At 41.0% G+C, this 23227-nt stretch carries 22 protein-coding genes and 2 pseudogenes; 1 reads left to right on the top strand and 23 read right to left on the bottom strand.

The window, feature by feature from the left end; genetic code table 11:
• Positions 1-119: 119 nt before the first annotated feature.
• Complete coding sequence (locus CC97_RS04090; RefSeq protein ID WP_044973945.1) at positions 120-1091, bottom strand: hypothetical protein; 972 nt, start codon at positions 1089-1091, stop codon at positions 120-122.
• Entirely contained in the window at positions 1088-1543 is a 456-nt protein-coding gene (locus CC97_RS04085) for a DUF4869 domain-containing protein (RefSeq protein ID WP_044973944.1), read from the bottom strand. The genes CC97_RS04090 and CC97_RS04085 overlap by 4 nt, the downstream gene beginning before the upstream one ends.
• A 242-nt stretch (positions 1544-1785) precedes the next feature.
• On the opposite strand from CC97_RS04085, the gene CC97_RS19975 reads away from it, so the two are divergent.
• Positions 1786-2046: a hypothetical protein gene (locus CC97_RS19975; protein ID WP_044973943.1), complete on the top strand. Its 261-nt coding sequence runs from the start codon at positions 1786-1788 to the stop codon at positions 2044-2046.
• A 116-nt stretch (positions 2047-2162) separates the two neighbouring features.
• Here CC97_RS19975 and CC97_RS04075 read toward each other — a convergent pair whose 3' ends face one another.
• The 21 genes and pseudogenes from CC97_RS04075 to CC97_RS03970 all read right to left on the bottom strand — a co-directional run.
• Entirely contained in the window at positions 2163-2963 is an 801-nt protein-coding gene (locus tag CC97_RS04075; protein WP_081849978.1) for an ABC transporter ATP-binding protein, read from the bottom strand.
• Positions 2964-2976: 13 nt separating this feature from the next.
• Positions 2977-4005, bottom strand: coding sequence for an iron chelate uptake ABC transporter family permease subunit (locus CC97_RS04070; RefSeq protein ID WP_044973941.1), 1029 nt, complete (start codon positions 4003-4005; stop codon positions 2977-2979).
• Positions 4002-5000 carry an iron ABC transporter permease gene (locus CC97_RS04065; RefSeq protein WP_044973940.1) on the bottom strand — a complete coding sequence of 333 codons (999 nt, stop codon included), beginning with the start codon at positions 4998-5000 and terminating at the stop codon, positions 4002-4004. The genes CC97_RS04070 and CC97_RS04065 overlap by 4 nt, the downstream gene beginning before the upstream one ends.
• Before the next feature lies 1 nt (position 5001).
• Positions 5002-6045, bottom strand: a complete 1044-nt coding sequence (locus CC97_RS04060; RefSeq protein WP_044973939.1) for an iron-siderophore ABC transporter substrate-binding protein — start codon at positions 6043-6045, stop codon at positions 5002-5004.
• Between the two features lie 576 nt (positions 6046-6621).
• On the bottom strand, positions 6622-6978 hold the full coding sequence (locus CC97_RS04055; RefSeq protein ID WP_044973938.1) for a heavy metal-associated domain-containing protein: 357 nt from the start codon (positions 6976-6978) through the stop codon (positions 6622-6624).
• Between the two features lie 381 nt (positions 6979-7359).
• Positions 7360-7551 carry a leucine-rich repeat protein gene (locus CC97_RS04050; protein ID WP_044973937.1) on the bottom strand — a complete coding sequence of 64 codons (192 nt, stop codon included), beginning with the start codon at positions 7549-7551 and terminating at the stop codon, positions 7360-7362.
• A 70-nt stretch (positions 7552-7621) separates the two neighbouring features.
• Entirely contained in the window at positions 7622-8791 is a 1170-nt protein-coding gene (locus tag CC97_RS04045; protein ID WP_044973936.1) for an ATP-binding protein, read from the bottom strand.
• 304 nt (positions 8792-9095) lie between these two features.
• A pseudogene (locus tag CC97_RS04040) lies at positions 9096-10833 on the bottom strand (ABC transporter ATP-binding protein).
• Between the two features lie 7 nt (positions 10834-10840).
• Complete coding sequence (locus tag CC97_RS04035; protein ID WP_044973935.1) at positions 10841-12604, bottom strand: ABC transporter ATP-binding protein; 1764 nt, start codon at positions 12602-12604, stop codon at positions 10841-10843.
• Between the two features lie 142 nt (positions 12605-12746).
• Complete coding sequence (locus tag CC97_RS04030; RefSeq protein ID WP_044973934.1) at positions 12747-13244, bottom strand: hypothetical protein; 498 nt, start codon at positions 13242-13244, stop codon at positions 12747-12749.
• A 13-nt stretch (positions 13245-13257) separates the two neighbouring features.
• Complete coding sequence (locus tag CC97_RS04025) at positions 13258-15552, bottom strand: ABC transporter permease (protein ID WP_044973933.1); 2295 nt, start codon at positions 15550-15552, stop codon at positions 13258-13260.
• Positions 15553-15562: 10 nt separating this feature from the next.
• The gene (locus CC97_RS04020; RefSeq protein ID WP_044973932.1) at positions 15563-16267 is read right to left on the bottom strand and encodes an ABC transporter ATP-binding protein; all 705 of its coding nucleotides are present in this window, start codon (positions 16265-16267) and stop codon (positions 15563-15565) included.
• A gap of 182 nt (positions 16268-16449) precedes the next feature.
• Complete coding sequence (locus tag CC97_RS04015) at positions 16450-17235, bottom strand: class I SAM-dependent methyltransferase (RefSeq protein WP_044973931.1); 786 nt, start codon at positions 17233-17235, stop codon at positions 16450-16452.
• A 55-nt stretch (positions 17236-17290) separates the two neighbouring features.
• Positions 17291-18148 carry an acyl-CoA thioester hydrolase/BAAT C-terminal domain-containing protein gene (locus CC97_RS04010; protein WP_044976777.1) on the bottom strand — a complete coding sequence of 286 codons (858 nt, stop codon included), beginning with the start codon at positions 18146-18148 and terminating at the stop codon, positions 17291-17293.
• Between the two features lie 83 nt (positions 18149-18231).
• Positions 18232-18828: a class I SAM-dependent methyltransferase gene (locus CC97_RS04005; RefSeq protein WP_044973930.1), complete on the bottom strand. Its 597-nt coding sequence runs from the start codon at positions 18826-18828 to the stop codon at positions 18232-18234.
• Between the two features lie 96 nt (positions 18829-18924).
• Positions 18925-19650 carry a DUF6796 family protein gene (locus CC97_RS04000; protein WP_044973929.1) on the bottom strand — a complete coding sequence of 242 codons (726 nt, stop codon included), beginning with the start codon at positions 19648-19650 and terminating at the stop codon, positions 18925-18927.
• Between the two features lie 237 nt (positions 19651-19887).
• A complete protein-coding gene (locus CC97_RS20835) occupies positions 19888-20172 on the bottom strand; it encodes a hypothetical protein (RefSeq protein WP_242848121.1) in 285 nt (94 codons plus the stop codon).
• A 296-nt stretch (positions 20173-20468) separates the two neighbouring features.
• On the bottom strand, positions 20469-21041 hold the full coding sequence (locus tag CC97_RS03985; RefSeq protein ID WP_044973927.1) for an MptD family putative ECF transporter S component: 573 nt from the start codon (positions 21039-21041) through the stop codon (positions 20469-20471).
• The gene (locus CC97_RS03980) at positions 21034-22029 is read right to left on the bottom strand and encodes an alpha/beta hydrolase (protein WP_044973926.1); all 996 of its coding nucleotides are present in this window, start codon (positions 22027-22029) and stop codon (positions 21034-21036) included. The genes CC97_RS03985 and CC97_RS03980 overlap by 8 nt, the downstream gene beginning before the upstream one ends.
• Positions 22030-22108: 79 nt before the next feature.
• A complete protein-coding gene (locus tag CC97_RS03975) occupies positions 22109-22753 on the bottom strand; it encodes a class I SAM-dependent methyltransferase (protein WP_044973925.1) in 645 nt (214 codons plus the stop codon).
• 173 nt (positions 22754-22926) lie between these two features.
• Positions 22927-23227: pseudogene (locus CC97_RS03970) on the bottom strand (ABC transporter ATP-binding protein); the annotation flags it as partial.

The following is a 23227-nucleotide window of genomic DNA, read 5'->3' as shown; positions in this document are numbered from 1 at the left end:
AAAGCGGAGCCGGGGCTCCGCTTTATAATAGCACGCCGAAGGCGTACATTTTCATAAACCGTGCAAGTGAAGTTTCATCTGGAACTTTATTTAAATTACACCGAAGGTGCCACCATTTATTAAAGGTCTACTCCTGTCATGTTTTTTCTGATTTGTTCTATCGACTTTTCGTGAATATAAAAGGCAGGCAGTTTGCTTTTGTTTCTTGGATATTTTTTGTACTCTTCATCACTTGTTACAGAAACAAGCAGATCAGTAAAATATCTTTCCCAGCTAAAATACAATTCACTGTCAGCATAATTTTCAGGAAAAACTATCTTTTCCCATTCTGTATCATTTACAAGACCGGATTTAAGAATAAGCCATTCAAAAGATTCAGGAAGAAATACAGCAATATTTCCGGACGATAATTTTTGTTTATTAATAACATCTCTTATTTCAGAACCAAAAGCAGCTCCATCAGCTATAATCAGTACTTTCCTGCTTTTATATTCTTTTAAAATCTTAACGATATTAGATTTACCGTTAGCAGATATACATTGAATATTATGACCCGCAGCAACCGCAGAGAAAAACTGATTGCCGGATTTACTGTCTTCGGTTATTATTACCTCTGGTTTAAATGGCAGTTTCTTAGCGTTTGGCGCATTATACATCTTATTAATGTCCGTATATACACGATCAAACTTTTTATTTTTGTTTCCTGTTACTTCATAGATCTCATCTACACTAACAGGAAGCTGTTCCAGATATGCACGGGTAATAAGAAGAAAATAATTGCTGTTATGTTTTACTGTTTCTGCGAATTCAGCCGTTCTGACAAAGGAATTGTCTTCATCAATAATGATCACAGAATTGCTGATCTCTGATATTTTTTCTTTCCAGTCTATGCCGTCCACTGCGATCACATCGACATTGCAGGCTATTTTTATTCCGCTTGATTTGCCAAAACGGTTATAGTCAGAAATCATTTCATACAGTGTGGTTTTTCCTCTGCCGCTTTCACCGGTAAGTACAGTAATATTTCGTTTCAGTTCAAACTTGTATGAATTACGGCTATCCTTTACCGTAACAGAAATTATACCTTTCAAGACTGAACCTCCCGCAAATACTTAACACCTGCATCAATGAATTCATCCATATTGTGTACGATGAGTTTTCTGTCATTCATTATTCTTATATCAAATTCACCTGAACCAAAATCCATAATATGATAGAGGCATACAGTGAAATTCTGTTCTTCAGCTAATTTCAGTATCCACCTGGCACAGTTATCACCGCAGTTTGATGCATTAAATATTTTTCCGGGATAATGTTTCATAAGAACAAGAGCCTTTACCCCACCGGACAACTGCAGCGGAGAAATATTTCCCAGCACCGGACTTACGATACTGCTGCTGCTTATAACCTGCGATTTATCAATATCAGCTACTATCTCTCTGGTAAAATCTTCTGTTATCCAGCTGTCTTTATAGCTATGTCTGAAAAATACGGATGTATTATAAACAGAGTTTTCTCTGTCACCAAAATACACTCTCAGCATACGGGATTCTCCTTTCAGTTTTCTCTACTAAGTATATCATAATCAACGTTTATTAGCAACCGTACAAAAGCAAAAAAGCCTTTCTATTACTCATCACCCGTGCTTTGAAAGAATATCTCATATATTACTCACATTCCTTTACTGTATCACCATTGCTAGCAGCACCACAATTCCTGCAACAATCAGCGCTCCCACTACCCATATCATAGCAAGAAACGAACGCTTTTTCAGAACCTGCAGCCATGTTTGCACGAAAGGAATATCCTCTGTGCCTTTCAAAATCCAGAATTTGCTGTGGCCTACCCACAGTTTATCGGAATGATCTTGAAAAAGCGTACTACATCGCACACAAACTGAAAGGCGGCGTGAACAATCTGGAACTTAAGCCGATAGCCGTTCCGTTATGCGAACTCACCGATCTGCTTCGAAACAAGCAGCCGGGTGACTACAAGGAACTTTACGACGAGATCATAAGCAGAACGAATGATCTTCTTGCGCTGTAGATCCAATGGTATAAAAACACAAATACCTGTGGCATTCTATAAAAAAAGCCCTCTGAATTACTCAGAGGGCTTTCTTTTTTGTGTCAATAATTGTGCCGAAGGCCACCACCATAAAGTCAGCTCACTATCGCGCAATGACGACCTTTCGGTACTGACATAGGAGTTCCTGAAAAAGGATCGCGGATAATTATACTTTCAAGGTCGTATATAGCCTTTATGTTTTCAGCGGTAATCACTTCATCTGGCTTTCCCTGACAAATTAGTCTCCCGTTTTTCATAGCAAAGATATAGTCAGCATATCTTGCGGAAAGATTAATGTCATGCAGTACCATTACGATAGTGATATTCTTTTTCCTGTTTAGTTCCGCCAGCGTATCGAGTATTTCAACCTGATAAGCGACATCAAGATATGTAGTAGGCTCATCAAGGAGTAGTATATCCGTGTCCTGTGCAAGCGCCATAGCTATCCATACACGCTGACGCTGACCACCTGAAAGCTCATCAACGTTTCTGTCCGCAAGAGCGGATATTCCAAGTAAATCAAGAGCCTCAGCGACTTTTTCATGATCCTCGCTGCTGAGACCTTTCAGCATAGACTGGTATGGAAATCTCCCGCGTGAAACAAGGTCTGCAACTGTTATTCCGTCTGGAACGAGAGGTGACTGCGGAAGAAGGCCTATCATCTGAGCAAGTCTTTTCGTCGGTATCCTGGTGATATCCGTTCCATTCAGCAATACAGCTCCCCTTTCCGGGACAAGCAGACGAGCCATGGTTTTAAGCAGAGTAGATTTTCCGCAGCCGTTACTTCCCAGGATGACGCTTATTTTTCCGTCAGGCACAGCAATCGATACATCTTCAAGAATAGTCTTCTTATCATATCCTGTGTAAAGTTCTTTAGAGCCAAAGTTGCTTTTCATTATCATCACCCTTTCATACGGAATTGCTGCGATTCATTGTGATCAGAAGATAAAGAAGATATGGAGCACCAAGAAGCCCCGTCACGATACCAACAGGAAATCGTGTACCAAGTGCAAATTGTCCGGCAAGATCACTTGCGAGTATCAGCACTACTCCAAAAAGTGCAGCTGCTCCTGCATTCGAGTTATTCTTCCCTGTTATCTTCGAGGATATCGGGCCGGAAAGGAAAGCTACGCTTGCAATGGGACCCGTAACTGCTATCGCGAATGCGATCATTAATACACCGCACACGGACATCATCCCTCGTATAAGGTTTATCCTCACTCCTAGAGCAATAGCGCAGCTGTCACCAAGCTCTAACATTTTCAGATGTTTTTCGCTAAGTGCTATCACTATAAAGGCTGTAATTATGACTGAACCCATAACAGGTATATTCTTCATCTGAGATCCGTTCAGACTTCCTGTAAGCCATCGCATTGCAGCCGGAACATCATAAGTTGAGGCTTTTTGAATAACATAGGAAATTACAGCACGAAGGACAGCTTGTATGCCTATTCCTATCAGTATCATTCTTCCGTTTGAGAAACCGCCTGCCGATGCGAGAAGAAATATCAGCATAGTCGCTGCAAGGCCTCCCGCTACCGAGATCACCGAAGCAGTAGTACCACCTATCTTGAAAACAAGTATGCAGATGACAGCAGCCGCTCCCGATCCTGAGGATATGCCTATCATGTCAGGGCTCGCAAGATGATTCCTGAGCATTGTCTGAAACACATACCCGCCAGTACCGAAAGCAATACCGGCAAATACTCCCGCAAGCATTCTCGGAAGTCTCACACTGTTTACAGCATAGGAAGCTCCCTTTATCTCTTCGCCCAAAATCACTTTAATTATCACATCCGGAGGATATATCGTGTTTCCAAAATATAGACACAGTGCAGCAAGCACAACTGCAATCAACGCAAGGATAAGCATAGACACAGCGCATCGTCTATGTCTGTTTCTGATTCCGTTTCTCACCAAAAGAGATGTATTACTCATATTGCTTTCACCTTTGCTTTCATTGCTATGATAACAAACGCTGGTCCTCCTATCACGGCAGTGACTATCCCAACCTCCGTCTCGCCGGGACTGCCTATAATGCGACCGGCAACGTCTGAAAGAGTAAGCAGTACTGCACCGCCCAAAGCGCTCATTGGTATCAGTACCCGCATATCGTTTCCGAAGATGAGCCTCAGAACATGCGGAACCATGAGTCCTACAAATCCTATCGGTCCGGCAACTGCCGTAGAAGCACCGCATAGAAGCACTCCCGATATAGCACCGATAAGCCTTATCTTAGCATGCTTTGCTCCAAGTCCTGCAGCCGCTTCATCACCAAGTGCCAGGATGTTAAGCTGCGGAGAAAGTATTATTGATACTACGGCTCCTATACCAAAGAAAGGAGCGAACGCCCAAATTTTTTCGTAAGTCGCACCGCTCACACTTCCTATTTGCCAGAACCTGAAAGTATCCATGACTCTGTCACGCGGCATCATAACTATGCTTGTGAGTGAGGAAAGTGCAGTAGCGCTCGCCGAACCCGCAAGTACGAGTTTCAGCGGAGTTGCTCCACCATACCCTATTGATCCTATACCATATACCAAAAGTGCGCTTACAGCAGCCCCTGCCATAGCGAAGAATATGAATTCGTAAGCAGACGAGACACCGAAAAAAGCAATACCGCATACAACGAAAAATGCCGCTCCGGAATTGACTCCCAGCACACTCGGGTCTGCTATGGGATTTCGGGTTATCGACTGCATCAGTGTTCCGGATATTCCAAGAGAACAGCCTATCAGTATACCAAATATAGTACGAGGAATCCTTTCACGGACGACTACTGCATCGAAACTTTCCATGCTTTTGTCAGTTAAAGCCGATACAACATCGCCTAATGGTACAAATCTTGCACCTGCCGCAAGAGATAACGCGGCACAGAAAAACAGTCCAGCAAGGACGATAATAAAACCGACAGTTATCCTGCCTTTTTTCATATCATTTCACCTTTTTAGCAGCCGCATCGAGCATATTCAGATAGTCATCGATTATATATGGGATGGAAAGAATAGATGGTGTACTGCTTGCTGCTACGCAATCGTTGCTGTCGAGAAGAACAACTGCACCATTTGCTATCGCAGGTATAGCACTTATTCTCGGATCAGACTGCATAGCCTTAAGAAGCTCATCATCGCCGTAGGTTATTATCATATCGACATCGTTAAATTTGTCTGCGTTTTCTGCGCTTACAGTAATTGAGAAAGCGGTTGGATCATCAATAGCTTCCTTAACGCTTTCTGGCATGACCATACCGAGATCTCCAAGATAAGATGCTCGAGGGTCGTTGTTTGTATAAATGTAGAACGTTCCAAGATCGTCAGCACTGAACCAGCAGAAAGCCACTGTCTTATCAACAACATCAGGATACTGAGTAAGCTTATCGGATATCAATTTTTCTGTATCCTTGATAAGCTGTTCTGCTTCGGATTTTTTACCTAATCCCTCGGCATTTATAAGAGTCTGTTCACGCCATGTAGATACCCATGGTCCATTCGGATATGCAATTACCGGAGCTATCTCGGAGAGTCGTTCATATTCTTCCTCTGTTATGCCCGAATAGCCCGCGAGTATAACGTCAGGCTGAACATCTGCTATGGCTTCATAATCCCAGCCGTCAACATCATCGAATACAACAGGATTGTCAACACCTAGTTCATGAAATTTGTCCCATGCCCAAGGAAATACACCTGTCTCGTCAACAGCAAAATTCATTCTCGATACACCTACAGGAGCTACTCCGAGCGCAAGTGCGACATCGTGATTGCACCATGCAATCGTCGCTACACGTTCCGGCTTTTCTTTGATCACTACGGTACCGAGCGCATGCTTTACCGTAATTGGAAACTCGCCTTCAGTTTCGTTTTCAGAAATTTCTTCACCTGCTGTTATTTCTTCGTCAGAGGTTTCATTTGCTGCTGATGAAGTTGATGAGATCATATCATTAGTATCTGATGTGACATCAGTTTTTTCCGCAACCCGCAAACATTGCTGAAATCATAAGGAATGATATTATCGTTGATAATTTTTTCTTGTTCATGCAAATATCCTTTCATACTAGTCAATTTTCATTAGTGATAGCTAACCGTTGTGTATATAATAACTATTATTTCTTATGCTTGTCATATTAACCGTTATTATTTTATCCTCAATTGTAAAAGTGACTCACTTTAAGTTAGCTGATACTAACTAGAAAACGATTATATCAGATGAAATTGTTTTTGTCAAGTGCTTATTTAAAATTTAATCCGAGAAACATAAATAACTCCAAAATATATAATTATGATATGTTAATTTTTATATAGCTTAACCATCTATAAAAATAAAAACAAGCTGCAAAGCGTATTGCTTCACAGCTTGTTGTTGCATCTAAAATAGCAGTAAAACGTGATTAGGAAAAGTATCTAATTTTCGATGAACGCAAAAGAATCATGATATGCATGTTGCAGAAAAAAACAAGCCCTCCGAATATCTCCGGAGAGCCTGCTGTATCAATTTTAAATATACAGGCAGATACCTCTGTCATGAAGTATCTGCCTGTTCGCTTGCCATATAAATTACTTACTGAATACCAACGACTTTGTATCCGATATTTTCAATTGCCTTCACCAGAACTTCATCGACTACTTCTTTTTCGTACTTTACAACAGCCTCTCTCTTGATGAGATCGAGCTTTGCTGATACTCCGTCGATCCCGTTGATAGCACGCTTCACACGGTTGGCACAGCTCTGACAGTGCATACCATCGATCCTGAACACTTTTTTATATATAACCGGCCCTGACAGCTTTTTATCCGGTTCTTTTATGGCTTTTGCGCCACCGCAGCAAGCGCCTTCCCCTTTTAAATGTTTAACTGTACCTTTCAATGCAAAAAACAGAACAACGGCCAGTACAGCAATAATAATTATATTTTCCATATACGTCCTCTTCTTGTTTCAGCTTTCGTTAGTTAGCACTAACTATTGATTTAAAAATAAACTGGATTAACTATTATAAAGCGTTCCCGGAAAAGATCGTGATAATTCCAGTATCATATATATCTATTCCAAATTATAACACATAGATTACTGATTGTCAAGGATATATATATCTTCTCGGGTTAGTGATGAGTAATTGCAAATTCTGCTTGACAATTATAGAGTAAATCCGTTTAGTCTTCTTTGTAGTTGATAATAAATTTACTGACATCTCTCTCTTCAAATGCATTTGGATCGAGCTTGAACTCTCTGCTTGGCAGCGTAATATTTTTTAGGTTTTCACAATCACCAAATGCATAGTCTCCGAACACCTTCAAGCCCTTACCGATATGCATCGTCATCGATCTCAGTCACTGTGTCAGGTATCGTTATGCTTTTAACCCGACACCCATACTCAAATGCTTGATACCCGATTTTTGTCACACCATATGGAATAACGATATCAAGGTCGAAGTCACTGAAGTATACAATATCTAATTTTTTTAGCACGCCGTTTTCTATTTCAAGTTTCAATTAAAATACGCCTCCCTTATATGCATACGAAATAACCAGTCTTGTCTTTACATTATCCATTTCTTGATGATTATTCAAGAAAACTACTCCATTCTTTCCATGAAACATAATTAGTTCCATTGATAGTCATACTAATATCTCCGAGATAAAACACGGCATTTCGAGCATTTTCGTCATTTCTCATCTCAAGATATTTCTTTGTATTGGCTGAAAGCTTGGCTTCAGGAGCATTGGAACTTTTGATCTCGATTGCAAAGGTATGCTTCCAGTCAGCAATAGTATCCACTTCAAAGCCCTTTTTGTCACGAAAAAATGTCATATTAGGCTTTTTTCCCTGATTCATTCGGTACTTCAACAATTCCGAAACAGCAAATGTTTCAACAGCTCCCCCTTTATGACGACTGAGAAGCAATTCTTCTTTTGATTCAAGTCGAAGAAGATGACAGAGAAGGCCAGAGTCTACAAAATACAGCTTTGGCGTTTTAACAATACTTTTGCCAAGATTGTTTGTATCAGGTTCAAGAAAATGAATGATAAACGAAGTTTCAAGTATCGAAAGCCATGTTTTTATTGTAGGCGCGGAAACTCCTACATCTCTTGCTATACTGTCCATTGAAAGAAGCTGACCGCTGTATACAGCACATATTTGAATGAATTTTTTGAATGTTGAAAGGTTATCAGGATTGATCTGATCCTTAACATCAAGATCAAGATAAGTGTCGATATAGTTTTCATACCAGTCATCTGGATTGAAATGCTTTTCAGGATCATATAACGGCGGATACTGACCTCCGAAGATAACATCATATGGATTTTGCGGACATACGCCAGCATCAACAAGCTCTTTTGCAGAAAAAGGAAGCAACTTTAAGAAGGCTGCTCGTCCAGCCATACTGTCAGTCATGTTCTGTCTTAATCTAAATTGACTGGAACCGGTCAGGATAAACTTTCCGGGTGTGTATTCTGTATTATCAACGTGCATCTTCAGGGCATCAAATATCTCAGGCACTTTTTGTGCTTCATCTATGATGGCGCCATCAGGAAAAGCAGATATAAAATCAGACGGATTTGCTTTAGCAAGTTCGCGCATATTCTTATCATCGAAAGTAACATATCTTTTATTCGGAAATGCAGCTTTAGCTAATGTTGATTTTCCGCTTTGTCTCGGTCCGGTAACTCCTATTACCGGAAATTGTCCAGCAAGTCTCAGCAATGCATCCTGAGCAGTTCTATGAATCATATTAATCCTCCCTGGGAATAATCTAAAGTGAAATTTGGTTCTAATCAAAAGTGTGACACAGTACTAATCCAAAGTGAAATATAGTTCTATTCTAAAGTGTAACACGGTTCTATTCTAAAGTCAAGCCACATTACTAATATCTTTGCATAAAGATTTAAGCCAGCTGCACTGACAGCTGGCTTATTTCAATTGTGCCGAATACTCAGCCCCATGAATTGGTGCCGATGACCGCTTTCGCTTCAATATTCCTCATAATAACGCCGCCTTTCCAAAGAAGTGAGAACATTCTCACTCATCTGTAATCTCAGTTTAAAGCCCATTCCTGTCCTTCTGCCTGAGCTTTTACCATTCCGGCGAAAATACCGTTTTTCTTCATAAGTTCATCAGGTCTTCCTGATTCCTTAACAACTCCGTCCGACAGAACAACGATCTTATCCGCTCCTGATACGGTTCTCATTCTGTGAGCAATGATAAGAACTGTTTTATCTTTTATAAGACGTGAAAGAGCTGTCTGGATCGCAGTTTCATTTTCAACGTCAAGACTGGCTGAAGCTTCATCGAGAAGAATTACCGGAGCATTCTTTAAGAAAGCTCTTGCGATTGAAATTCTCTGACGTTCACCGCCTGAAAGTTCGCTGCCGTTCTCACCTATCAGCGTATTGTAGCCTTCAGGAAGACGACTTACGAACTCATCACAGTTTTGCAAGTTTTGCTGCTTCAATGACTTCTTCATCGGAAGCATCTTTTCTTCCTATACGTATATTATCCATAACGCTCTGATTGAACAGCGTAACATCCTGAAATACGATGGAGAATGCTGAGAACAGTGTTTCCGGATCAGCTTTTGAAACATCCATTCCTCCAAGAGTGATCTTTCCTCCGGTAACATCCCAGAATCTTGCTGCAAGTCTTGAAACTGTAGTCTTACCACCGCCGGAAGGCCCGATAAGAGCTGTTACCTCACCCTGTTTTGCGGTAAATGTAACATCTTTAAGAACTGATGTATCATCATTATAGGCAAAAGAAACGTGATCAAAAGCTATGTCGTAGCCGTCATTTGTCATCTTTTCAGATCCGGTCTGAATATCGTGTGAAAGCACTTCATCCAGGCGCTCGCACTGTATTGCAGTAGCAATAATCGCAGCAAAATTCGTAAGTGTTATCTGCATAGGATCATAGAGCCTTGACACGAGCATAAGGAACATGAAGAATGTCAGAAGATCTGTTTCGCCTTTTACAAGCAATGCACCTCCGGTAAGTGCAGTCGTTGCAATGCCAAGTTTCAGGATTATTGCAGCTGAATTTACGCATATGGCAAGCTTGAGTTCAGTAAACAGAGCCTGTTTTTCTACGTTCTTTATTTTTACATCAAGACCGTCCATGTAGTTTTCCTGTGCATTAGCTGCACGAAGATCGCGGACTGTTTCGAGGCATTCCTGTATTCCCTCTGTCATTACCATTTTCACACGGTTATTCTTTCTGACAGCGGTCTTCTGGTACTCTGCTGAGAACCATACGAGAAAGAAAGCAACAGGTATTACCCAAAAACTTGCGAGAACCATTCTCCAGTCAAAGAATATGAAAAGGCTGAGACCCACAAGCGCCGTTGAAATAAGGGCACCGATAAATTCCGGTATCCAGTGACTTGATGCAGTTTCGATAACGGCACAGTCTGACATTATGGTTGTAGTAAGATCAGCAATGTTTTTCTTTCCGAAATATGAAAGCGGTAACTTTCTTAACTTTTCTGCAAGAGCTGTTCTTCTTACTCCGCTCTCTCTGTAAGTGGAAAGAAAAGTTGCGTTGTACTGAATAAAATTCGTAATCGCTATAAACACAATGATCACAAGTGATGCGATTACATAAAACGGGATCCTCGATTTTGTAAGTTCTCCTGCAAGCAGATCCTTTATGAGTGTGTAAAGTATTCCGGCAGGCATCATAAGTGAAATATTGGTTATAGTAACGCTGACACACGCTTTTACCATATCAGCTGCACCCTCACGGGAAAGTGCAAAAGTATGCTGCAGTTTCTCTGTAATCTTCATCTTAAGCACCTACCTTCCAGTTTACTGAGCGGTTATATTCATCAAACATCTGTCTGTACAGGCCATTCTGTTCCATAAGTTCGGAATGTGTACCATGTTCGCAGATACTGCCTTCTTTCAGTACGTAAATGCAGTCAGAATTTACGACTGTGCTCAGTCTGTGAGCTATCATTATTACTGTCTTGCCCTTTGCAAGTTCGGAAAATGCTGCCTGCACCTTTGTTTCATTGTCAGGATCAGCAAACGCTGTCGCTTCATCGAGAATTATTATCGGAGCATTTTTAAGAACCGCTCTGGCAATTGCGATACGCTGTCCCTCACCGCCGGAAAGATATGTTCCCTTTTCGCCGATGACAGTATGTATTCCGTCAGGCATTTTTTCAATAATATCCATGCACTGAGCAGTTTCAAGAGCCTTCATTACCTCTTCCTCGCTTGTATCAGGATTCGACAAACGTACATTTTCCAGAATAGAAGTCTTTAAAAGACGACTGTCCTGAAATACAAATGATACATTTCTCATAAGCTCATCCTGCGGAATGTTTCGTATATCGGCTCCTCCGACCGTTATTTTTCCTTCAGTTACGTCAAAGAATCTTGCAATAAGTTCAGCGGTAGTAGTTTTACCTCCGCCCGAAGGTCCGACAAGGGCGATATGCTCTCCGCTGCCTATCTTTAAGTTAAGATCCTTGACAGCGTACTCAGCCGCATCCTTGTACTTATAGCCTACATTTACAAGTTCAACGGAATTGTCCTTCGGATGCTCTGATGATGACGTATCTTCCAGTGGTGTGATCTCAAGAATACTGTCTATACGCTTAAGTGCATCAGCAACGATCATTTCCTGCTCACCGGAATAGGCAATCTTGGTAAGAGTTACGGTAAGCAAAGGTGTAACAATTATGTAGTACATCACGTCAAGAATAAGCTCCGGAGTGACACTGCCCTTTGAAAGAGCATACGCTCCGGCAACGAGAAACGCAAAAACCGCATTAATCGAAGTCATGAACATCGTCATTGGAAAACGGAGCATAAGTGTATAATCAGTCGCCCATTTACCGAAACCGTCTATAGCTTCCTTGAAACGGCGGAACGAAAATACCGACTGACTGAACACCTTTACAACAGGGATTCCGCGGACATATTCGGTGGCCTCGCTGCTCATAGTATCAAGAGCATTCTGATATTCTGCCATCTTCTCCTTCATATCATTGCCCATCATGCTCATCATGAATGCAAATCCGATAACAGCTGGTATTAGACAGATAAGTCCGAGTTTCCAGTTGAATGCAGCAAGAAGAATAAGCAATCCTACTGGAGTTGCAGCAGCAACAGCTTTATCCGGAAGATTGTGTGCTATAAAAGTTTCCGTAGCGGCAGTTGATTCATTAACCGTTCTGCGTATTTTTCCTGTTCCGTCCTCATCAAACACACCAAGAGGCAGTGTAATTATGCGGCGCATAAGTCTGCTTCTCATATTAGCCTGAACACGGAATGCAGCTATATGCGTACAGAACAGTGCGGCAATATAGACAAGCAGAGCACCGACTGTTATAAGAACTGCCTGCCAGGCTATCTTTGATATCTCGGAAAGATCTTCACCTTTTACAGCAACACGGATTATCTTCCACAAATCATAAAAAGGAACAAGCCCCATAAAAGCACTGACCGCCGCAAGCACACGTCCGATCGTAATAAGATGCCGGTGTCCGCCTGCATACTCGTTCAGTATTTTCATGATTTTCGGATTGTTTTCGGTTTTCATTAACAAGCCTCCATATATAAATAATTATTTGGGTAAACACAGATTAAACCGGAAATCCGGCTTTGTCGGATTTCCGGAATGATGATTTCGGTGCTTCTCCCCAGGCAACGCAGTATTTATGATTAAATCATTAAACTCCGGATCAAAACAAACTGCATATCCATGCAGCAAGTGCAGAGGCAGCCGGAAAAATTACAAACAGCTTTAATAACTGACTTTTAATGTTATACCCGTATTTTCTGCCGGTGTATACACTTTCGACCTCAGGAAAATAGAACTGGAAAAACCTGAATCTGCAAAGCAGAAACCAGTCAAAACAAATCATGTCGTAAAGCTTGTAAACAGTAAATATGGTAACGAACCTCAGAAAAAACTGCCTGAAAGTAAAATCGCTTCTGAAGCCGTCCCAAATCGAAATAACACCTACACCTGCTATCATCAGGAAACTGAAAAGCATAAGTGTCCATCCTACCCTCCTGGCACCGTAAAACAGTTCTTTTGTTCGTGGTTTCAGGAGTGCCTGCGCCTCTTTAGGAGCAGATGAAAAGAATTTTTCATTCTGTATAAACGCTACAGCTGACAACAGCATCAGTGATATCGCTGCGCAGAATACAATTGAAAGAAATACCGTAAGAAGCATATTCATTCACCTCTTATTCCATACCTTTAAGAACTTCAACCATATCTATCTTCTTAATTCTGCGTGAGAACAGGAAGCTTACAAGAACAGATACAGTCATAACAAACGCTGCTGAGATAATATATGTAGACGGGGCTAAATAACACGGCCAGTCAACTGCATCACCGTTAGAGTCCATCATAGCCTGCAGCGGTACATGTCCGAGAGGAAGTCCGCAGATACAGCCTATAATCGATAACCACAGGTTCTGTGTAGAGAGCAGTTTACGGATCGCACCGCTCTTGAAGCCAAGCACTTTAAGAGTTGCGAATTCCTTTTCGCGTTCATTGAATGAAAGATTTCCAGAATTATAGAGAACTATAACTATCAGAAGAACTGAGAATAACACCATGAAGTACACAAGAAGATTCATTATCTCCATCATCTTGTCAAAAGCTTCTATCAGGTCTGTCATACTGTGTACAGCGGAAACGCACTTATTATCAGCTGCTTTTTCGCAGTTATCTTCAGATACCATCATAACCGGTCTGAATGTCATTCCTGCCTTTTCATAGTCCTCACGCATCATAGTGATACCTGTTATATTCGGATGACGAGAGATAAGTCCAATCTTACTTTCATTCCACTTATCACCAGTCGCTGTTTTCCAGTACACGTTATCTCCCTCAGAAAGCCCAAGTTTTCTTGCCTGTTTCATAGTAAGCGCAACAGTACCTCTTGGAACAGGCTTTGTATTAAGTTCTGTATCGGACACGCAGTACAGCTGTTCTCCCTCAGTGACTGCTAGTTTACAGCTTATAATACCATCGGAAGTCGGATGGTCTTTCGCTGCAATTGATACAGCTTCCATAGCGACAAGTTCGCCGTCATTTTCTTCTTTTAATTTTTCCGCCTGTTCGATAGTGCAGCTGTCATTGAGGATCACCTGATACTCATAATTCTGTATATCATGGAAATACCATTCACGTACATAATCAACTGTATCATAGGCACCAAGTCCGAGTTCCATTATCATCATACCCATGCAGGTACCGAAAACACCCATGAAAGCACGCATTTTTGAACGGGAAATATCTCTGAGATTGTATCTTGCATTGAAATTCAGTTTGTCCCAGAAAGGAAGTTTCTCAAAAACACATGGTTTTGCAGATTTTGCCGCTGCAGGTCTGAGTGCTTCCGACGGATGGATCTTAAGTATCTGACTGCAGCTGAAATATGATGTTCCTGTGCATATCAGAACGAGAACAGCTGCGACAATTATGCTCTTGTAGCTGAATCCCGACTGCCAGTCAGGAAGAGTATAGAACTGACTGAACATATTAACCATAAGCCTGCCGAGTGTATAAATACCAAGGATAATGCCAAGTGCGCATCCTGTTACTGAAAGCACAAAACTGTAACTGAGATAATGGAACATTATCTTACGCTTTTTCATTCCGAGCGCGTTAAGTGTACCTATCTGCGTTCTCTGCTGTGTTATCATTCGTTTCATGGCCGTAATGATAACAAGAAGTGCGATAGCAACGAATACAAATGAGAATATATACGAAAAGCTGTCGTGCTGTGCAAGTTCATCTGAAAGCTGATACCAGCCTCTGATACTGTTTCGGTCAGCAAGAAAAGCGTAATTATCATCAAGGGCTTTGGCAATTGCGTCTTCATAGCTCAGTGCTTTTTCGTCACAGGTAAATATTATCTCGTTGTTTATGCGCATTTCTTCAGGCAAAACTTTCTGAGACAAATAGGCGAAACCGATGTTATGAAAGTCCGAATCTGTATCAGTCGAAGCACACGCAAATTCATATTCAGGTGTAACAACAAGGCCCTTTACTTTCTTTTCAATATCAAGGCCCATTACATGAACTGTGAATTTATCGCCGACTTTAATTCCCCATGTTTCTGCAAATCTGCTGAACAGCCATAAACCGTCTTCGTCATTTGCATCGAAATCTGCACCTTCTGTAGTGCGAGGGATCGTCACAACTTTATCATTCTGAAAATAACAGTACATTTCCGCAGTGTTGTACTTTTCATCTGCTTTTCCAAGCACTTCAGTGCGTCGCTGTACGTCCTTAATACCGCTTATTTCTTCGATTTTCTCTTCCTGTTCTTCGCTGAAATCAGATCCGTATATCCAGCCGTCAGCAAAATTCGAACTGCTTTCGAAATCACTTCTTGCTTTGTTGCCGCCAATTACATTTGCCTGAAATCCGGTATAGCACCACATAGCTATCAGTGAAAGCAGCATGATCGAAAAGAACTGTGCAAAGTTCGCCTTTATGTCACGAAGCATTTTTCTTCTTAGCATTGCTGTCACCTCACCATTCTATATCATTTACGGACAGCGGATTCTCATTTGTCTTTATTGACTTTATCTTTCCGTTTCTCATGTGAATGATACGGTTCGCACACTTCGCAATATCTGCATTATGCGTAACAAGAATAACGGTGTTCCCGTGCTCTGTTGACAGCTTTTGCAGCAAATCAATAACCAGTTTACCTGTTTCGGAATCAAGCGCACCAGTAGGTTCATCACCGAGGATTATCTTAGGGTTCTTTGCAAGAGCTCGTGCAATTGATACTCTCTGCTGCTGACCACCTGACATCTGAGTCGGGAATTTATTCTTCTGGTCTGCAAGGCCTACGCGTTCAAGCATATCATCCGGACTAAGAGCAGATTTCTTTATATCCTTTACAAGAGCGACATTTTCATATGCCGTAAGCCCAGGAAGCAGATTGTAGAACTGAAAAATAAAGCCGATAGTATCTGCACGGTACTCAGAAAGCTTTTTGTCGTTGTATGAGGATATTTCCTTACCGTCAACAAAGACTTTTCCTTCTGTAGGAACGTCCATACCACCAAGCATATTCAGAACAGTGGACTTTCCTGCACCTGACTGTCCGAGTATGACCACGAACTCACCTTCTTCAATGGTAAAGCTGACATGGTCTACTGCGACCTGCTTTCCTTCGCCCTTTCCGTAGATTTTCACTACATCCTTAAATTCAACTGTTGCTGCCATTTTGTTTCCTCCCATTTTCTTTTTATTGCCAAATAAACTTTTATATAATTTCTTACGTTAAACTTCACTTCGCCTCTTCCCTGTAATACATAAGATCATATATCTTACAGTCTGCAGCAGTACGTGTCTGTACAAGCTTCATACCAAGATGAACATAGCGGTCATAACTTTTTCATTTATTCTCACTTCTTTCCGACAAGCAGTGATGAACCGCTTAATCCGAGTATTTTAGCTTCTCCCTTTGTCATAAACATACCGTTTGTTGTATCTATCAGCTCGACAGCTTCATATCCTTCGTCATACAGTTCATCTACAAACTGTCTCATATTTCCATAACGGGACTCTGACATAATATCATGGATGGCAAAGGTTCCGCCTTTTTTAAGAACACGCAGAGTTTCACGCAATAGCGACTGTTTGTTTACACCTGTAATGTTATGATATACATAATTGCTTGTAACTGCATCAAAATATTCATCAGGAAAATCAAGCTTGCAGGCATCTCCCTGATGAAATTCCGTATTCGCAACTCCCTCGGAATCGGAATTTTCCTCACAAAGTTTTTGGCTGAATGAAGCATACTCCTTGCCCCACCGATCGATTCCGATCATTCTGCCATGAGGATTTCTCTTAGCGCAGGCAATAGTCAGAGCACCGCTTCCGCAGCCAACATCAAGTCCGATACCGCCTTCAGGAAGTGTAAAATATTTAGCAGTTCCCTCGACTATTTCTCTGGAAAGCTGACGCTTGCCGTCATAGGAGAATTTATCGTGAGCATAAACACTCCAGGCCGTCATAGCTCCAAATACAAGTGTACCTGCTCCGGCTGTACCAGCAAGTACAGTTTTAAGTGCAGGATTCATCTTGGTACAAAGCAAAGCAGCTGTTCCTGCACCTAAAACTACAGTTCCTGCAGTCAATCCCTTTATCATTCCGTTTGGCACCCAGTTCTTATAATTTGCACTCATGTTTTATGCTCCTTTTATCAGTTTGTAATCAAGTATTCCGAATATCTTATACTGCTTACCATTCATTTTGTACCCAGTTAATCAGCAGTTTCTTTAATTTTTCACGCTCTTCCGCACACTGTTTCGGATGCTCCTTTTCACTTTTGAAACCGAGCCTGAAGAAAAGCGAACCTTTTGTTATCACTGCGTGACTCAAATACGGAAACGCGATATGCTTATGTTTGTAAGGAAATGAGATATCCGTTAAGTGATGATCCATTATTACGCTGCTTTTATATGACTCCCAGACAACATCATGTCTGGACGAAATAAAAAGAACCGGTCCCTTGATTTTTCCAATCGGAATGATTGTTTCAGGAGTAACGACTTTATTTTTGTTAAAAGTCAGTATATGAAACTCCTTTTCCTTTTTCAGCATAGTTTTGAAATCAAATGTTCTTGATCTGTACGGTGCATACGGCAGTTCCTTGCCGTGATAGCTCCAGCACGATGTTCCTGACGGAGACTTTGAAGCACCATTGACTATCAGTCCTTCACTGACAAAATAGGATGGTACGCGGGCAATAACACACGAAATATCTGAAAACATAGAAGCTGCAATCAAAGCCATTTCACTGCCTTTTGATGTACCGTCAATGGCTATTTTCTGATACCCCTGATTTTTCAGCCACTTTACTGCTCTTTCTACATACTCAACAGGTACCCTGTCAAGATTTTTCTGAGTTTGTTTAGTCTTAAAAAGAGCAAGTGCAAGTGCAGGAATTCCGTTCCTGTGATAAAACTCTGCTTCAGTTCTTGTCAGCCTCATTCCGCCGTTTGAACCTGACATAACAATAACAATCTTATTCTTCTGACCGTTCCCGTCGAACAATATTCCTTCAAAGCCTTCATTCTTAACAGTGGTTCTAATCATAAATTCATCACCTCTCATTATGATAAGCAGCATTGATGCTTACTCAATATTACCGCTTTATGCAACCTTAAATGGCGATATGATTATTTCTTATATCCCATAACTAAAAACAGATTATCTTTCTTATTTACTGATATATCAGCAAATCCAGCTGTTTTCAGCATAGTTACTATCTGCTCTGCGGTGTATCTGGTCATGCATGGAACTTTCTTTTCCCAGTCAACATTTGGATCACCGTAATTATTAATAACTGCAAAGCAACCGTCTGTAACAAGCGAACGGTATACCTCCTTAAATGCTTTTTCTGGCTTTTTCCAGAAGAAAACCGTCTCAAAAGCTGTGATAAGGTCTATAGTGTTATGTTTGAAAGGCAGTTTTTCTGCACTGCCCTTGACAATTTTCACACGCTTACCAAGATAACCATTATTGACCTTCTGCGCTTTTTTTACGCTTTCATCGGAGATATCAAGCCCGATAAACTTTGCTTTGGGACTCATTTCAAGCATTCGCTTGATGTTGTAGCCTCCGCCGCAGCCTAAATCTGCAACCTTGCCGTTTTCAGGTATTTTTATCTGTTCAAGCGCCCACTGTGCCATCGGCAAGTGCTCCCTGTCCATGCTGACCAGCATCATTCGACCGAGAAGTCCTTTTGGATTTCCGAAATTATCTGTAAAGCTCATTATCTTTCTCCTTTTCTGAAATATATGATTATCTGCAGGATCACTTTTGCCGATTTGTTCATCATTTTTGTGAATTTATATGCGTATTTTCCAGTTTTACAATTCAGCTTTTTCCCTCTGAGCAAACTTCATAGTCAGCAGCAAGCCACCGAACATCCAGATGTTACCGATACTGATCCACGCAGCGGTCAGACCGTTTACAACGGCGTGATTACCCGCCAATTTCAACAACATTGTCACAGCCATACCAACTGCCATTGAGAATATCCAGCACCATTTTGGATATGGTGTAAATCCTTTTGCAAATGCACTGATCTGAGCAGCGCTCATGATAAAGAAGAATATCAGGAACAATATCATAGCAGGCAGCAGAAAGAACGATGCGAATTTTACGGTAAGAGCATATGCTGCATCCGGACTTTCCTGCATCATGTGGTTATAGAAATAAACTGTCGAAAGGCACGGAACATGAACACCACATGCTGCAAACAGCATATAGCCGAATACACCGCTTCTGAATACATGAGCATGTTTTTCGCTGCCTGAAGCAATCAGCCTGTAGATACCGAAATAACAGAGCCCCTCCAGCGAAATACCAATCAGTCCAAGAAAAGCCGACCAGAACAGCTGAGTATCCGATAAAACAAGATACTGTGACAGTTTCATTTCCAGTCCAGTCAGACTTTCATCGTACATGCCATAGCCAAGAATCCAGTCACCAACAAAGGTCATACAGCCGCCAATCAGTCCAATAATAAACAGTTTGCGGATACGCTTCCAGTCAAGATTATTTTCGATTCCGATGTCATTAAATGTTTTCATTCATTTTTCCTCATTTCAAACTGTATCTGAAATCGCACAAATCATCGCAAGCAACACCACAATTCCCGCAACGATCAGCGATCCAATCACCCATATAAGAGCAAGAAATGAACGCTTTTTCAGGACCTGCAGCCATGTCTGCACGAAAGGAATATCCTCTGTGCCTTTCAAAATCCAGAATTTACTGTGACCTACCCATAGCTTGTCTATGATAATACCGTCATAGATGTTCATGACTTAGAGAAAGAGTAGCGCCTGCAAATAAGCATCTTTAAAGTTGCTGACACGATTCCATATTGCAATGATAAGTACCAGCGCTGTCAGCATAACTATATAGAAAGCAGTCATAAAGCGTTTACGCTTCTTCTTTACCGTATCTCTGTCAGTCAGACCAATCTCAAATGCCCTTTCCTGTACGGCTTTAGGATAGAAGTAAAGTCCATTTATCGCACCGCCTTTAACAGAATATCTGACCATTGCCGTGAACAGCAGACAGTATAAGCATAATTGAAGAAATACCATAAGAATCTCCTATATCTTTACGAATACAAATGCCATTACTACACAGCATATAAGCATAATAATACTTTGCTTAAGATGCTGCTTTCGGTTATATCCGAATTGCTGCCACCCGGCACACCCTTTGGTTTCCGGAAAGTTCTTCGCAAGTCCACGATACGGCATAAATACAGTTGCTGCCAGTATCATAAGGCACAATAGAATAATATTACATAATGTCAATAATAGAGTAACAGCCATCTTAATTTTCCTCTTTCAGTCTTCTTGTCACCTTATCATACTAACAAGCCAACCAACAACTATCTGTATAAATCAAATTTAAAAAGCTTTTTTGTTATGTTGTAATTTACAAATGCCAATACTGTTCCAATTATAATTACTACCGGAAACGCCCATGCAGGGCTGAGATTCATAAGAGATTCTGCATATCCCGCCGGCATCTCCTCTACTGCACATTCATATGTATAATCACGGTTAAACCATATCTGTCCGTAGTATCCGAAAGAAGAGAAAGACATGATGACCGCAGCGATCATATTACTTATCGAATTATACTGAAACAGAAGACGTACAACTTCTGCAAGTACTGCAATGATAACTACAGGAAGACAATGCCACATATTCGCATCCTGCATTGCAAGGAACGTCAGGATCATTCCAAGTGACAGACAGCATGCAGCTCCGGGTGATCTGACTTTATCAAACGCTTTTGCTGCTACACCGGTTACAAGCAATCCCGCAGTGATCTGATAGCAAACAAAGAAAAACGGATGGACCGATCCAAGTACGCATACTATAACCGTCATTACAACATACAGGATAACATAAAGCACCATCCATAAAGCGTTCTTTTTGTTCCATTTATTATCCATTATCTTTTCCTCTTTTTCTGAAATATTTTTTTATGATCATCATAATCTCATTAAACGCAGGTTTACACCCAGGAATAAAATACTGAAGTGCATAGCAGTGATGCATTCCTTTTCCTACATGGATCATGCACCTGGCACCGGCTTTTCTGTAGCTCTCCGCATAACTCGGCGCAAAAGCAAACAGTGTTTCGGAACTGCCGTAATAAAAATGCGTAAACGGAGCATTTCTAAAATCTCCATGAGCTGTTGCAAGATATTTATCAGGAATATCTCTGCCATGACACATGATTTCACGTGCGGTATACATATAGCTGGCCGGGATCATGATATCTATTTTGTCGAGTTTCTTTATCGCTGCTTTTTCCGCATCAGTAACAGGTACGCTGCCCGGAGATAACGGTATCAGCATTCCCGGCATTGGAACACTGCTGCCGTTGTCGTTCAGTTCATTTATGTATGTGATAAGGTCAAGCATAAGTGCTCCGCCGGATGAAAATCCAAGAAATACGATATTTTCAGGCTTGTAGAAAGACAGCATTTTAGTATAGCACTCATATAACATCTGCACATTCTCAAGCATATCGTGTTCATGACAAAGAGGATAATACGGAAACCACACATCAGCATTAACAGTTTCTGCGATTTTCCTTGAAAGTCCCACATCACCATTGTCGGAACCAAGTATCATTCCTCCGCCGAATACAAAAAGCACAGCATTCTTTCTACGCGCTTTATCAATATCAACTTCAAGGCAATGAAACCTTCCCTGAATCAAATGGTCGGTGTAATGAGCTTTGCTGTCTTCAGGCATGAAAAAGCTGCGGTTCTTCGCATTCATTTTCGCAGCTTTTGCCAGTACTTCTTCTTTTGAGCCAACAAGGTTGTCCTTTATCTTTGCAGCCTTCACTATAGCCTTTGTAAGTTTATAAAGCGGATTGTTCATCGCATCAGGTGCTATAACAACTTTATCCTGCTTATCAAATTTCATATTAACGCTCTTTTCTGTTTTATGATATACTTTCATGACACAGATCTGTCAGTCTTTTATCAAACATCTTATTTCCTTTTTATTTTACTTTTCTCACAACACAGTGGAGGCGACAGAATCCTCTCTTTTCAAAGGCTTCCATATGAAGCCCAGCATTTTCAGAAAGTTTTCTGATATCTTTACTTCCATAAATACGGACATCTCCTTTACCGATCATATGTGCGATCGGCATTTCGAAAGTATTACAGAACCATCGCACAGCAGCAGAGTTCATTGTCATATCACGGAGGATAAGTCTTCCGTTTGGTCGAAGAACGCGGTAAACGCTGTTGAAGAAGTTCTGCGGATTCGGATAGTGGTGAAAGCTCTCACAGCAGATCACCACATCAAAAGAATTATCATCAAACGGCAGATTCTCACAGTCACCAACGATCAGTTTTACACCGCTCATATTCTTTCTTTTTGCGACCTCGATCATTTTCGGTGTCAGGTCAATTCCTGTATAATGCTTATCAGGATATTTCTTATGAAGCAGCGTAAGCATAGGCCCTGTTCCGCAGCCACAGTCAAGAAGATCTGTAAATGGTTCTTTTTCAAGCTCTGCCAGCACATCAGGATAATCTTCTTTGCACATTTTATAGACACCGGCATTGTCAGATTCATAGACCTCGGCAGCTTTTGTAAACTCTTTCACTGAAAGGTCTTTATATTCTTTAGAAGTCATCTGGTTACCTCCTGGTATCGATATATTTTTAAAAATTTGTTTGGTTAGCTTAGGCAAACCAACAATTATATTATAGCACAAGCTAACTGTAATTTAAAGACATGACAAAGAAAAAAAGCCGTCCAATTATGAACGGCTTACTTTAAAAGTTTCTGTATGAATTATATAGTATTTTAATTTTTCCATCCCGTACTTACTGCACGTTTAGTTACCATAGAATGATAAATACCGTCGGTTTTCATAAGGCTGTCATGATTGCCTGACTCAGCGATCTGACCGTCCTTAATGACCATGATGTTATCTGCACCGGCTATAGTATTCAGACGATGAGCAATGACTAACAGCGTCTTGCCCTTGCAAAGTTCAGATATAGCCTGCTGGATGTAGCTTTCATTGTCGGCATCCACACTTGCAGTTGCTTCATCAAGGATTACTATAGGTGAATCTTTCAGAATACATCTTGCTATCGACAAA

It is taken from the genome of Ruminococcus sp. HUN007, from assembly GCF_000712055.1.
Lineage (GTDB): Bacteria > Bacillota > Clostridia > Oscillospirales > Ruminococcaceae > HUN007.
The sequence above is the reverse complement of the archived record's forward strand: the minus strand, read 5'-3'. Positions and strand labels throughout refer to the sequence as shown.